The 13,551-nt window shown below is 67.1% G+C and carries 12 protein-coding genes; 7 read left to right on the top strand and 5 right to left on the bottom strand.

What is annotated here, in order from left to right; genetic code table 11:
• The first annotated feature begins 37 nt into the window (after positions 1–37).
• From O3W51_RS07300 to O3W51_RS07290, 3 genes are all read left to right on the top strand, one after another.
• Positions 38–784: a hypothetical protein gene (locus O3W51_RS07300; protein ID WP_269284727.1), complete on the top strand. Its 747-nt coding sequence runs from the start codon at positions 38–40 to the stop codon at positions 782–784.
• The gene (locus O3W51_RS07295; RefSeq protein WP_269284725.1) at positions 774–1,946 is read left to right on the top strand and encodes a helix-turn-helix domain-containing protein; all 1,173 of its coding nucleotides are present in this window, start codon (positions 774–776) and stop codon (positions 1,944–1,946) included. The genes O3W51_RS07300 and O3W51_RS07295 overlap by 11 nt, the downstream gene beginning before the upstream one ends.
• Before the next feature lie 327 nt (positions 1,947–2,273).
• A complete protein-coding gene (locus O3W51_RS07290; RefSeq protein WP_269284724.1) occupies positions 2,274–3,458 on the top strand; it encodes a hypothetical protein in 1,185 nt (394 codons plus the stop codon).
• Between the two features lie 99 nt (positions 3,459–3,557).
• On the opposite strand, the gene O3W51_RS07285 is transcribed toward O3W51_RS07290, so the two are convergent.
• Positions 3,558–4,583, bottom strand: coding sequence for a helix-turn-helix domain-containing protein (locus O3W51_RS07285; protein ID WP_269284723.1), 1,026 nt, complete (start codon positions 4,581–4,583; stop codon positions 3,558–3,560).
• A gap of 220 nt (positions 4,584–4,803) precedes the next feature.
• Here O3W51_RS07285 and O3W51_RS07280 point away from each other — a divergent pair, with 220 nt between their 5' ends.
• The 3 genes from O3W51_RS07280 to O3W51_RS07270 are packed head-to-tail and all read left to right on the top strand — an operon-like array spanning position 4,804 to position 7,320.
• On the top strand, positions 4,804–5,754 hold the full coding sequence (locus tag O3W51_RS07280) for a CBASS cGAMP-activated phospholipase (protein ID WP_269284722.1): 951 nt from the start codon (positions 4,804–4,806) through the stop codon (positions 5,752–5,754).
• Complete coding sequence (locus O3W51_RS07275) at positions 5,751–6,917, top strand: nucleotidyltransferase domain-containing protein (protein ID WP_269284721.1); 1,167 nt, start codon at positions 5,751–5,753, stop codon at positions 6,915–6,917. The genes O3W51_RS07280 and O3W51_RS07275 overlap by 4 nt, the downstream gene beginning before the upstream one ends.
• Positions 6,889–7,320, top strand: coding sequence for a hypothetical protein (locus O3W51_RS07270; protein WP_269284720.1), 432 nt, complete (start codon positions 6,889–6,891; stop codon positions 7,318–7,320). Before O3W51_RS07275 ends, O3W51_RS07270 begins: the two co-directional genes overlap by 29 nt.
• A gap of 154 nt (positions 7,321–7,474) precedes the next feature.
• On the opposite strand, the gene cyaB is transcribed toward O3W51_RS07270, so the two are convergent.
• From cyaB to O3W51_RS07250, 4 genes are all read right to left on the bottom strand, one after another.
• The gene (gene cyaB / locus O3W51_RS07265) at positions 7,475–8,044 is read right to left on the bottom strand and encodes a class IV adenylate cyclase (protein WP_269284719.1); all 570 of its coding nucleotides are present in this window, start codon (positions 8,042–8,044) and stop codon (positions 7,475–7,477) included.
• Between the two features lie 30 nt (positions 8,045–8,074).
• Complete coding sequence (locus tag O3W51_RS07260; RefSeq protein ID WP_269284718.1) at positions 8,075–9,151, bottom strand: aldo/keto reductase; 1,077 nt, start codon at positions 9,149–9,151, stop codon at positions 8,075–8,077.
• A gap of 10 nt (positions 9,152–9,161) precedes the next feature.
• Positions 9,162–11,300, bottom strand: a complete 2,139-nt coding sequence (locus tag O3W51_RS07255; RefSeq protein ID WP_269284717.1) for a B12-binding domain-containing radical SAM protein — start codon at positions 11,298–11,300, stop codon at positions 9,162–9,164.
• Between the two features lie 336 nt (positions 11,301–11,636).
• The gene (locus O3W51_RS07250; protein ID WP_269284716.1) at positions 11,637–11,966 is read right to left on the bottom strand and encodes a DUF6415 family natural product biosynthesis protein; all 330 of its coding nucleotides are present in this window, start codon (positions 11,964–11,966) and stop codon (positions 11,637–11,639) included.
• A 251-nt stretch (positions 11,967–12,217) separates the two neighbouring features.
• Here O3W51_RS07250 and O3W51_RS07245 point away from each other — a divergent pair, with 251 nt between their 5' ends.
• The gene (locus tag O3W51_RS07245; RefSeq protein WP_269284715.1) at positions 12,218–13,543 is read left to right on the top strand and encodes a tetratricopeptide repeat protein; all 1,326 of its coding nucleotides are present in this window, start codon (positions 12,218–12,220) and stop codon (positions 13,541–13,543) included.
• Positions 13,544–13,551: the final 8 nt, after the last annotated feature.

The raw sequence follows: 13,551 nt of genomic DNA, 5'->3' as shown, positions 1-13,551 counted from the left end.
CACTCTCGTGTCGACGTCTCTTCCAGGGGGTGGCTTCTTGTCGCTGCATGCTTCTCGTTTCGACCGGTTGATCGGTGACCCGGCTCCACGCGTGCGCCGTCACGTGATCTGGGCGCTGACGACGGGTAACCAAGAAGCGATCGACGCCTACGACTTCAGCACTTACAGCGATGGTCATACCTTCGGAACCAACCGTTGGCGGTTCTGCGTCGGTGCGCTCAAGGAGGAGGAGCAGCTCAAGGAGCTGCTCCCGGAGGCCCGGGCCCTGCAGGTGGGTAACACCTTCATGCTCGCCGTCGGCGGGGCGGTGCTGTATCCCGTCTGCTACGCGAATGACTCCACCACCGACGTGCGTGCGATGCGGGTACGAACATCCCACATTCGCCAGGAGATGTTTGCCGCCTACGGTGGTCTGCCCCAGCAGGTCCAGATGGCGCTTCAGATCAGTGAAGGCATCGACGGCCAGGAATGGGCGGTCGACGAGCTGGAAGAAGTATTGGAAGAGCTCCCCGACCAGCCGAAGATGCTGTTGCTCGCGTACGCCAGCAACCGAGAGGGCGGTCTGCTCAAGTGCTACGTCGGTGAGGCTACGCTGGGTTCCTCGGGCGCTGTGAACTGGGACTGGCTCGAGCCGCTGCCCATCTCTGACGCTGAGGGTGGCGCCGGAGGTTTGTCGGTTGTGGCGCCCACTGGCCCGGACACGCCTGGCTTCAGCACGGGCGAAGAGCACCCCATCAACCTGGAAGACGCGGACGAATCCGCGAATGAGAGTGATGAGCGTTAAGCAGCCCCCCCTTTCCCTGGCGCCGGTCCTGCCACTGGATGTTTCCTCATCTGTGGCCGCAGCCTTTGACGGTGCGCGGCTCACGCAGGCCCGGCGCCTCGCCGGCTGGACCAAGAAGGAGCTGGCAGCCAAGATCGACGTCACGCCCGCTGCCGTGGGTCAATATGAAGCCGGTGCCATTCGGCCCCGCCCGGAGCAGGTTCGCCGCCTTGCCGACGCCTTGGGAATGCCCAGCGCCTTTTTCACCGTCGGCCGCCCGCGAGCAGCGCTAGACACCGCTGCCGTGCACTTCCGCTCCCTGCGTTCCGCTCCAGCGCGCGAACGGGAGCGAAGCCTGTCCTTCACGGAACTCCTATGGGAACTGGCACACGCACTGGAGTCCTACGTCCGGCTGCCAGAAGTCGATCTGCCCGGCTGGGACGGCGGTGAGACGATCCCGGACCTTCCTACCGATCCGCAACAGGCGGCTCGCGCCCTCCGCGCCCGCTGGGGCTTGGGTGACGGCCCTATCCCGCACCTCGTTCGTCTCTTGGAGTCGCGCGGCATCGTGGTGACGGTACTTCCCTACCTGAACCCCGACAGCCGCAAATTGGACGGCTTCTCCACAACCAGGCTGCCGCGGCCCGTAGTCGTACTGAACGACGAACGTGATGACGTCTACCGGCACAGATTCAGCTGCGCTCACGAGTTGGGCCACCTGCTATTGCACGGTGAGGCCCACCCCGGAGACATCCAACACGAGCGCCAAGCTGATTCCTTCGCCGCGGAGTTTCTCACTCCCGCAGCGCGGCTGGCGAGTTCGCTGCCAACACGGGTCGACTTCACCGTTCTGGGGAAGCTGCAACACACATGGGGCGTGTCACTGGACTCCCTCCTCGTGCGATGCCGAGAGCTAGGGCTACACAGCGAAGCGGTGAGCGGCCGAGCGTGGAGGCATCTCAAGGCCCTCCGAACACGCGGGCTCTTGCCCTTCACATCGGTGCAAGGCTTCTCGGGTGAGGTGCCAGTGCTACTGCAGCGAGCCCTTGAGATGGCGCGGCGCAAGGGCCTGACGACCCAGCACTTGGCCCAGCAACTCCACTGGCCCGAGCGCATGGTCTGCGAGTTTCTCGCCCCGCAAGACTCGCGACCGACCCTTCAGCTGGCGGAGGAGCAGTTGTGATGCCAGGAGTGGCGCTCGCTGATCCAAATACCGCTAGCGACGCTCCCAAGAAATTGAGTAGCCCAACGGAACGAAGCTGTCCAGCTGGGACACCTCCCTACTGGTGGAAGTAGGCGAGGGTTTTGGGCGACGGTTGGCGTTTACGGCGGTGGTTTCGTCGGAAGAGGATCGACGAGCCGGTTCCGGCGGGGGATAGGGCAATCGTCGCCGATCGCCCGGAGGAACGCGGCGCTGATGCCATTCATCTCGGCGGCGCAGCCCATGGCGTAGGCGGCAACTGAGTCCGTATTTCGAGCTGTCGGGGCATCTGTCGCTAGGGTCGTGTCCATGAACCTTGGCGACGTGGACTACTCCTGGCTGCCGGACCACCAGCTTCACGTGGTCGCGACGCTGGCCCATGTGGATCACACGATCGAGCGGGCGCTGCGGCTGATTCATGACTACACCGAGCAAGGACCGATCACGTTTGCCGAGCGAGTCACGGGCGACCGGATGGAGGTTGTGGTCGAGGCACTTGCGCCCCTCCCCGAAGCGGTGCCCCGGCTCGTGGCTGACGCTCTTACCCAATTGCGGGCTGCGTTGGAGCACACCCTGTACGCGGAGGTTGCCGCCGGTCTCGGACGGCCTTTGACAGAAGAGGAGGCGAGGGCTGTCGAGCTGCCCGCCACCACGGACGCTGGGGCGCTCACCAAGTGGTTCCGAGACGGTCGGCGGCGCCGGCCTCCGCTGCTGTACGTCGGCACGCCTCTTGCGCAGCGTATTGAGCGGCTGCAGCCGTTCCAGCTGGGGAGCCCCGATGAGCATCCGCTGCGGCTCTTGGCCGTCCACACCAACCTGGCCAAGCACCGTACCCCCGCTGTCGCGGCGACCCGCCTCGGGGGCGTGTACCCGGATGATCCGCGCAGCGACCTGACCGTTGCGCTTCCCCTCAAACCGCGGCCCCAGCCGGGCGACGGCCTGCCACTGCAGGAAGGGGACGTACTTGTCAGCGCCCCACACGGCGCCCGCATTCCGTTCTCAGTGGTACCGACCGTGTCTTTGCAGCGGCCTCACACCGGGGTGTGGGCCATCGCCGCCCATGAACTGGAGCTCCTTGAAGAATGGGTGCGCACCGTAGCCATTCCCGTTCTTGTCACCGGGAACGACGAAGTGAGTCTGCTGCCCCCGCAGCTCGACATCGCGGTCGGGCACGGGGATCTACGAGCAGAACTAGCAACGGCGGGCCGCACAGCCGCTGTTGCGCGCGCCAGCGGCAGGGCCGCGGCTGTCGTCGGGCGTGCTGGTCTCGTCGAGGTTCTCGCTCCTTCCGCTGGAAGCCATGAGGCGGAAACGGTCCGGATCTGGCTCGATTCGTTGGGCGACGAGGCAGTCGTGGAACGTGTCGTTCGTCTGGGACGTGTAGGCGGCCACCCATACGAAGTGATCAGGGTGTGTCGCGAGCTGATCGCCGAAGCCCTCAGCCACAAGGAGCGCAACCCGGAGTCTTCGCGCACGGACAGCGGCGAGGCGTAGGAACGGGCGGCGGGTCTGACCCGGGAGGTCCCGACCATGCCTGGCGCGGGGCGGCGTTATGTGGCCGGGTGGCAGACTTGCACGCGCGAGCCGGTGCGGTCATCCCGTGGACGCGGTCTTGAGGCTCTCCACGATCTGGGGCGGCAGTATGGCCCGTGCCGGGGCGCTGTCGGCAGAGGCGAGGTAGGCAAGGAGTCTTGTCGGCTGCTCCGGTCGGCCGAGAGGGACCGGTTCGACGCGGCGCCACCCCCGAGCGGACGCCGCCTTGATAGCGGTCAGGTAGGTGTTCTCGCTCATGCACCCCAGGGTCCGGGCGCGCATGAGCAGAGCGGCGAGGGACACCTGCCATTGCCGTTTGAGCGCGAACAGGGCCGGCCAGTCGACCGTGGTCGGCAACTGGTCGCGGATGTCTTCGGCGGGCATGAGGAAGGCCGCCGCGAACTGGTGAGCTTGGGTCTCGACCTCTTTGACACCCCAGATCTGCTCGCCGTGTAGGACGAGGTGGGCGAGTTCGTGGGCGCTGTCGAAGCGGGATCGGGCCCGGTCGTTCTTGTCGGTGCCCAGCACGATGACCGGATGGTCGGAGAAGGGCAGGGAGAAGGCGTCAACGTCCGTCTTGTCGAGGGGGAGGCGGGTCACCGCGATTCCGTGCATCTCGAGAAGTTCCACGACGTTGGGGACCGGTCCTGAGGGTAGTCCCCACATGGCCCGTACCCGGGCTGCGGTCTCCTCGATCTCGGCCCGCTCGGCCTGCAATCCGCTCACAGGGAGCATCGGCACGTCGCCAGAGCAGAATCGTTGCGCGGACGAGGCGTGGACGGCCAGATCGTGGGCGACGTGCGCGATGGCCCGCGCGCGGCGGCGGTCGGACACCGAGGTCCGGCGCAGCGACCGGAAGAAGCCCTCATGACTTTCGACCATCGCTTCATGGAAGAACTCCGGGGGTACCGCAAGGACCCCGGCCAGGACACCGGTCGTGTCGGGGCTGGGCCGCGCCGCGCCGCTCTCGAACTGGCTGATCGCGGCAGGAGTGAGCCCGCTCTCGCGGGCGAGCTGCGTCTGGCTCAGCCCGGCCAGTTCGCGGGCGGTCCGCAGCCGAGTGCGCTCGAACGCCTGCGTGCTCATCTTTCCCCTTGCTCTACCTGTCTGATCTTGGTCTCCACATCTTGGCGGAACACGGATCCCGAACACGCTTCAAGGTGCGTGGCCGACACAGACCTTACGACACGCGCGTAGAAACACGCACAGAAATGCGTGCTGTGATATTAAGTACTCTCAACGGCGAAGATCCCGCCCCGGTGGGCGGAGCCTTCGAAAAACCCATGGTTCGGGGGCGGTTGAACTGATGGAGCGCTTCCAGATACTGGCCCTCGACGGCGGCGGCTTCCGCGGCATGTTCTCCGCCGCGGTCCTGGCCCGCCTTGAAGAGGATCTCGGTGTCCGCATCGCCGACCACTTCGACCTGATCGCGGGCACCTCGACAGGCGGAATCATCGCGCTGGGCCTCGGACTCGGGCTGTCCCCGCAGCAAATCCTCGAGTTCTACACCGAGCACGGGCCGCGCATTTTCCGGGACCGCAGCCGCATGCGGGGCCTGAGGCACCTGGTGCGCGCGAAGTACGGCACGGAGCCGCTGCGCGCGGCCCTCACCGAAGTCTTCGGCGACCGGACCTTCGGAGAGAGCACCAAGCGTCTGGTAATCACCTCCTACAACATCGCCGCCGACGACGTGTACCTCTTCCGGACCCCGCATCTGCCCGGCCTTAAGCGCGACTGGCGCGAGAAAGCCGTCAACGTCGCGCTGGCCACATCCGCCGCACCGACCTACCTGCCCGGGATGGCGCTGGACGGAGCACGGCTCGTCGACGGCGGTGTCTGGGCGAACAACCCGGCCATGGTCGCGCTGACCGAGGCAGTGGGCCCGCTGGGCGTTCCCCTCGACACGATCCGGGTGTTCAGCCTCGGGACCACCACCGACGTCCGCCACCGCCACCACCGTCTCGACCGCGGCGGCCTGCTGCCCTGGGCCGGGGACGCCGTCGAGGTGCTCATGCGCGCCCAGAGCGAGAGCGCGGCAAAACAGGTACGCCACTTCGTCGGCAAGAACAACGTGCTCCGCCTCAACCCGACAGTCCCCACCGGCGCTGTCGCCCTGGACGACGTCGATATCAAAACCCTGTCGGGACTGGCCGGACACGTCAGCCGCGACGTCTCCCCGGCCGTCCACCGCACCTTCTGCGATCACCACGCAGCGGCATTCGTCCCCCTCTACCCCGCTCGTAAGGAAATATCGTGAACGCGTTCCACCAGACGCGGGACAACACCGACTCGCTCGAACAGATGCTGTCCATGCTGCTCGACGGCGCCGTGGAAGTCCTCGACATCTCCCCGGACCTCCACGACACCGCGGTCCGGCGCTACAAGGAGGTCGGGGCCTGGCTCGCGGAGAACGGCAACCCCGGATGGGAGATCCACTCCCAGGGCTCCTTCCTCCTCGGTACCGTGGTCCGCCCCGGCACGGAGAGCGGCGAGTACGACATCGACCTCGTCTGCCGACTCCCGCTGAAGCAGGAAAGCACGTCGAAAGAAGGGCTCAAGAAGTGCGTAGGCGACCAGCTCGTCGCCTACCGGGGCTGGAAACAGCGCCAAGGCCACACCGACGGGCCGGACAGCCTCGAGCCCCGTCGCCGCTGCTGGACCCTCGGATACCCGAGCTTCCACCTCGACGTCCTGCCCGCCATCCCCGACGAGAAACACCGCCCCACGGGCATCCTGCTGACGGACAAGAACCTCCACAAATGGCAGCACAGCAACCCGCTCGGCTACGCGGATTGGTTCCGCAAACGCTCGGAACAGTCCCGCGCCCTTCTCGAAAAGCTGCACGCCAACGTCGCGGAGGTCCCCGAACATCACATCCGCAGCACCCTGCAGCGCCTCGTGCAGATCCTCAAGTGGCACTGCATGCTCTTCTTCGCCGAGGACACCGACAACCGGCCGCCGTCCATTCTCCTGACCACACTCGCCGGCCGCGCCTACCGCGGTGAAGACGACCTGTTCACCGCTGTCCGCAACGTGCTCGCCGCCATGCCGCGCTTGATCGAAAATCGCGAAGGCCAGTGGTGGGTTCCCAACCCCGCCCACGAAGAGGAGAACTTTACCGACAAATGGAACGAATACCCTGAGCGGCGCCGGAAGTTCCTTTCCTGGTTCGACGAGATCAGCACAACCATGGACAGCCTGTCCCTCATGGAGTCCAAGGGCCTGGACGTGGTGTACTCCCGGCTCGTCAAATCCTTCGAGGCCGGCCCCCTGATGCGCTCCTACGAGCGCTACGCGGCCCGTGAGAAAGCTTCCACCGTCCAGCGGATGAGCGCCACCGGACTGCTCTCCGCGACGGCCGTCGGTCCCCGCAGGAAGCCGAACACCTTCTATGGCCAGCATCCCGGCCCGCGCGGTTAACCTCGGCCGCCAGATGGCCGCGATCAAAGCGGTCATCCCCGGTGTCCAGGCTGCCGTACGAGGTGGTGAACTCGTCTGCACGTTCACCCTGCAGCCCACTCCTGCGAGTAGGAACTACTCGGCTCGGGTCGTCTACCGCCACCGGCGCAGACCACGCGTGACCATCACTGATCCGCCGCTGGCGCTGCATCCCAACGCCACGGCTCTCCCGCACGTCTATCCCGACGGCACCCTGTGCCTGTATCTGCCCGGAGAGTGGAAAGAGCACATGTTCCTCTCGAATACGATCCTGCCGTGGATTTCGGCATGGCTCCTGCACTACGAATTCTGGCTGGTCCTGGGACGCTGGACCGGAAGCGGCGACGAGCACGTGGTGCCGTCACCCGCGAGCCGAAATATGTAGGCGATTCATGGGGTGTCGTCGACGTTGCCTGCTTCCGCATGACAGAACAGCCTCCTTTCCCCTATTCGGTCGACCTCCCCTGGGCAGGGGGAGGTCGACCGAGAGGGCGACGTCCTGTGTCAGGGGCTGCCACTGCTTGAAGGTATGGGGCAGTTCAGGATGTGGTGTGGCGGCCGAGGGCCAGGTGCGGGTAGCCGGCGTGGATGCGATCGCCGAGCTCGGCACCGATGGTGGCGATGAACTCGTCGAGGCGCGTGATGGCAGCTTCGATGCTGGCGGCTTCGCCCTTGAACTCGAACTCGATGAAGGTGCCGAGGCTGGCGACGTCATCGAAGGCGACGGCGATGTCCCCGTCGCTGGTGGTCCATTCCTCGCGAACCTTGTCGACGGTGGCGATCTCCTTGTAGTCGAGCGCTTCCAGGAGCAGAGTGACGGCCTTCGGATCGGTGACGGCCGACTCGTACTCGTCGCAGTGCGTCTTCAGCTCGGCCTCGATCGGGTGCCACCGCTTGAAGTTGAGGGACGCGGTGTTGTCCTCGACGCGGACTCGCAGCCATTCGGAGATCGTTGTTGGGGCGAGGAAGTCCCGATGGGGAGCGTTGTAGTAGGTGTCGATCTGGCGGGACGCCTCGCCGGGCTTGGCTTCCATGCGGGTCAAGGTGTCCTTGACCGTCTGGGCCGGGACCGCGAGCCGGTACTTCTGCTCGACCTCGGTGTACTCCACGGTGTGTCCTTTGCTGCTGGGGGGCGTGGGTCAATTCTTTCGATGGGCGTTGGTGCCGGGCTGGGAATCGGTCATCTTCTCCCGTACGGGTGACATGACGGCGTGCAGGAAGTCCATGTCCTCGTCGGTGATCGGTTCGTCGGCTCGGGCCAGCGTGGTGCTGATCTGGGAGGCGTCTCGGAATCCGATGAGAGCGACGGCCTTCGGAGCGTCGTGCAGCGCGTACTGCACTGCGGCTCTGGCCAGGTCATGAGGGGCGGTGCCGAACCGTCGTCCGATCCGGTCCACCGCGGCTGCCAGCAAGCGCAGAAGATCGGTGTCGACCGGTTTGGCAGAGCGGTGGTCGGAGGCGCTGAAGGCGCGTTCGGAGCCGGTCCGGCGGGTGCCCAGGAGGAGGCCCTGTCCGAGGACTTGCTTGATCAGGACGCCGAGTCCTTCGGCGCGCGCGAACGCGAAGATGTCGGTCTCGCCGAGCAAGTACCGGGGGCTCCTCAGGTTATGGCGGACGGTGAGCACGTCCGGGCGTACGGATCGGAGCAGGTGCAGGAAGCGGCGCGTCTCGGCCGCGTGGGGGTGACTGGGCTGGCCTGCCCATTCCAGGGCGAACCGGTGGGGTGCGCGCATCCCGATGGCTCGGATCATGCCCCGATCGCGCAACTGGACGATGGTGTCGATCGCTGGTTGCAGGTAGGTGTCTCGGTCGCCGAAGTCGCTGCTGTGCAGGTGGTACAGGTCCAGGTAGCTGGTCCCCAGGTTGTCCAGGGTCGTGGCGAACTGGCGGTGTATCTGGCTGGGGAGGTATGGGTGTCGGGCGGTGCCGGCGAAGTATCCGACTTTGCTGGAGATCACGAGGTCCTTGCGGGTGGTCTCGCGTAGCAGGCGGCCGATGAGGCGTTCGGAGCGGCCGAGGCCGTAGACGTCTGCGGTGTCGAAGACGGTGACGCCCAATTCGCGTGCGCGGACCAGCCCCGCGTATGCGGCGTCTTCGTCCACCCCGTCCCAGCCGATCGGTGTCCCGTTGTTGACGGCGGGACCGCCGATGGTCCAGCATCCCGCACCGATCCGTGACACTTTTCGTCCGAGACCCGGCATGTCGTGGTGGTCCATCTGATCCTTCCTAAGTTCCGCAGGGGTCTGAGGCGTTGATCAGCTGCCAGCCGGTGGCGGACTCCCACCGGCCGTGTTCGTGGCGGAGCATTTTGGCGTGCTCTCCGCGCAGCCGCGCTCCTACCTGCTCGACGGTGGACGCCATGCGCTCGCGCAGCCGGTCGATCCGGGCCTCCAGCAAGGTGCCGATGAGGACGGTGAGCTGCTGTTCGGCGTGCTCCTCGACCGGTATCACGGGGTGGGTCTCGATGACGGCGATCATCTCGCCGAGGACGGTGAAGGCGGCGTCCTTAAGGACGACCCGGGCCGCGCGGACCGCGTCCCGCTGATCACCGTCGAGAATCTTCTCCAGCGACTTGAGCGTGTAGTCCAAGGCGAAGTTCCGGTCCACCCAGCGCTGTGCCCACGTGCTGGCGACTCCGATGCGCCAATCCGCGAACCGAGCATCCACTCGGCCCATCGACGGCCGCACGGAGCCGGTCAGGCCGCGTTCCTGTGCCTTCCGGGTGTAGGCGGCCCCGATCAGGCACTCCATGGAGACGAGCATGTAGGAGATGCCCGTGTGCAGAGGGCGGCCGGTCGCCGCCTGAGCCACGAACGCGTCATCCCGTACTCCTCGCACGATGTCCTCCGGCGCCAGGTGCGGCTGCGGATCCAGCAGGAGATCAGTGCGGCCTTGGAAGGCGTAGGTGGCCTTCAGCTCCTCCAGCGTCATCAGGTGGTCGAAGGTGATGTACGTGAAGCGCGTGGGGACGCCGAGCGCGGACAACGTGCGGATGGCCAGGGCGTTCTGCTCGCTGCCGGTCTCCTTGTTGAACCGGGTCAGGATGGAGTCGACGCCCGATTCCACGCCGAACAGCATCCGGCGCAGGCCCCGGTTCACGAGCGTGCGCCACATGTCGGCCCGCTCCACGTGCCACGCGGTTCCGCGGTCGGTCCGTACGACCTGGTCCACCCGGCAGCTCGACTCCCAGGCGAACCCGGCTTCGTGCAGCACCCGGCCGACGTCTAGCGCCCGGGAGACCGCATCGTCACCGCGGCCGATGAACTCCTCGTCGACCAGGTACAGGGTCCGCGACACCTCCGGATAGCGGTCGTAGACCTTCCGTAATTCGCCCAGCATCCACGGCAGCCGATCCGGGGCGGCTCCGGACCAGGTGCCCTTGTGGCCGCGCGGGCAGAACGAGCAGAAATTGGTGCACCCCCGGCTCGCTTCCAGCTGGGCCACCCCGTGGTGCTCGAACGTGGCGGGGAGAAGATCGAGTTCGGGGAAGATGTCTGCCGTCGCGTCGCGCGCTATCGGCTTGGCCGTGCGACGCCGGGCGATGGCTATGCCGCCTCCTCGGGCCGTTCCGTTGTAGCCCAGCGCGGGGATGTGCTTGCGCTCAAGGTCGCCGTGCCAGTGCCCGAGGAGCCCTTCGATCGTGGCTTCCCCGCCGGCACGGGCCACCAACAGGTCCGGGTAGCGCTCCAGGAGCAAGCCTTCGTTGCGTGCGGTGAGGCTTCCACCGACCACGATTACGGGCGGCCCCGGGAGGGCGAAGACCGTATCCAGCAGTTTGACCAAGAGGTCATGCTGGCCGAAGGTCGCGGACACGCCCAGGATGTCGGGAGCCTCGACCCGCACCCGGGTGATCAGGTCCTCCAGTGTCACGCCGAGCTGCATGTCTGCCAGGGACACGGTGCCCAGGAGGGTCGAGCGGGCGGCACGCGCCACATCGGAGATGCCTAACGGGAAGCGGGGCAGCGGGAAGTACTCCGGGTGGTACAGGGCGGCGAGCAGCACACGCGGGCGGCTGAACCGGCCCACGGCGTGCTCGTCCAGATCTGCCAGCGACAGCCAGGATCCGGCGTCCGCGAGGTGGAGGTGTCCCTCCAGCCAGGCCGGCCAGACACGCGTCTCGTGCGGCTGTCCGGACAGGTCCGCGACGACCCATTGCCTGTCGGCGCGTTCCAGGAGCACCAGGCGCCGCTCCAGTGTGCCGGTGACGTGGACTCGCCCGGTGTGGCAGGACGCGAGGGCTGAGCGCAGGGCTTCGGGGGCGATCGACAGGCCGTGGATGTCCTGTTCCGCCAACCGGTGTTGCTCGTCGGGTGATCCGGCCAGCCGGAGGATTTCTCGCAGCCTGGTGCCTGTGTCGAGGGACATGGACAGGGTCCTTCCGGGGGGAGGGGCGGGAGGTGGAATCCGGCGGCCGGGCGGGAACTGGCACCGCGCGGCCGTCGGGGTTTGTGGCGGGTGGTGACGGAGCAGGACGAACAGCCGGAGCACGGCTTACCGAGCGGCCCAGGGTTCACACCGGCAGGTGTGCGGGTTCGTCGGCGTTGGGCGGCAGGTCGGGGCGGGCGGCTGCCACGGGGACTCGTGCCGCCTGCGTTACGTGAGGGGCGAGGATCAAGGCTGGCGGGAGCAGACCCAGCAAGCCGAGCAGGGCCACGGCCAACCCGGGCTTCGAGGATCGTGGGACTGCCGCGTGCAGCCCGCTCACCGCCGGCCACCTTCCTGCGACGCGGCGGCGTAGCGGGCTAGGTGGTCAACGGCCTTGGCCAGCAGACGGAGGTTCGCTGCAGGGTCCTGTACGGGGTCCTGCACTACGGCTCGGGCGTGGCGGACGGTGTTCACCGCGATGTCGCGAGCCCGGGAATCCGCGAGGTTCGCGGCGTAGGCGTCGGCCGGGACCAGGAGGGCGCCGATGTGGGTACGGAGGCGTCCGCGCAGCACATCGGTGGCAGGCCCCGTCGGGCGGCCTTCGGCCAGGGCCAGGGCGAGCCGGACGTCACTGGCCATGTCGGCGGCGCTGGCCGGGGTCGTCATCGGGACTCCGCGGGCAGGAGCACCGCGTTGGTTGTGAGGATAAAGGCGCTTTCAGTGGGGGTTCTGCCGGTGGTGTGCACGGGCGTGATCACCGTTTTCCGTTCGATGAGCGAGCACGTTGTCTGTGCTGTTCAGTCAACGGGCGGGTACGCACGGTGAGGAGGTGCCAGGCTGTAGGCCAGTCGTAGGCCCGTGTAGGCCAGCTCAGGGCGGACATGAGGTCCTGAATGGCAGGGGGAGGGAGGGGCGAGGTGCCCGACAGCCCGGAGATCGGCTTACTGATCCAGCAGGCGTGTGCGGCACGTGGTTGGGGTCCGGCCAAGCTCGCCCGGGAGCTGGGGATCGCCGAAGGGCGAGGACCCGCCGGCCTCGACCGGCAATCCGTCCGCCGGTGGATGGTCGGCAAACGGAAGCCGGATTATTGGATGCCGTACATCGTCGACGTTCTCGAACTGGACGATCACTCGGTTGCAGCACCGGAATACGCCGAGCCCGGATCAGCGGTCGCCGATACCGTGGCGTCAGTCATCGAGTTGGGAAGGAGCGACGTGCTACGGCGGAACTTCCTCGCCGCGACGAGCGCATACGCCCTTGGCGCCATCAACCTTCCGGACCCGGAGGGCATCGTGCGCCGGACCAACCGTGCCGGAGCCGTACGGGTCGGCACCGGCGAGGTCGCCGCTGTCCGGCAGATGTCCCAGGTCCTCGGCGACGCGGCAGCCGAGCTCGGCGGCGGTCACGCCCGGCACCTGGCCGTGCGCTACCTCATCGAAGACGTCGGCCCCTGGCTCAACGGCAACTACACCGAGAAGACCGGCCGGGACCTGTTCGCCGCGACCTCCCAACTCGTCCACCTCGCCGGCTGGATGGCCCAGGACGAAGGCAATCAGGGAATGGCCCAGCGCTACTACGCGCACGCCTACCGCCTGGCAGCCGAAGCCGGCGACCCCGAACTGTCCGCGACCGCCCTCCGCGGCCTGGCCGTCCAAGCCATCGACCTCGGCCCGAGATTCCACGCCGTCGCCCTGCGGCTGTCCGAACGATGCGTCGACGCGGCGAAGACACTGGACGACGCGCGGGCCGTCTCGTACTACCAGACCACCCTCGCCGACGCCGCAGCCCTGGACGGCGACCGCCGCCTTGCGACCAAGGCTCTTGCAGCCTCGCAGACGGCGATTGAGAAATCCCCCGACGCGCCACCAGGGGACTCGTGGGCCTCCCACTTCAGCATCGGGCGATGGGCCCACCACTCGGGCATGATCCTCGCCAGGCTCGGTGACCTCGACGGGGCCACCGAGCACCTGCACCAGTCCCTGGATATCCACGGTCTCGACCGCCGCCGCAGCCGCGCTATCGTCCTCGCCGATCTCGGCCAGGTCCACGTGCGGCAAGGCGACCTCGACGCGGCACTGTCCACGTGGACAGCGTTCCTCGACTGCACGGACGGCATCAGGTCGGTGAAGGTCGGCGAGGCGGTAGAGGACATGTACGCCCGGCTGGACCGCTACAGGGACGTGCCCGAGGCAGAAGATCTCCGGCAGAGAGCAGAACCCTTGCGCCCCGCAGCGGAAGCCTGACCGGAAAC

It is taken from the genome of Streptomyces sp. H39-C1 (assembly GCF_027158125.1).
Lineage (GTDB): Bacteria > Actinomycetota > Actinomycetes > Streptomycetales > Streptomycetaceae > Actinacidiphila > Actinacidiphila fildesensis.
This window is presented reverse-complemented; position numbering and strand designations above follow the sequence as displayed.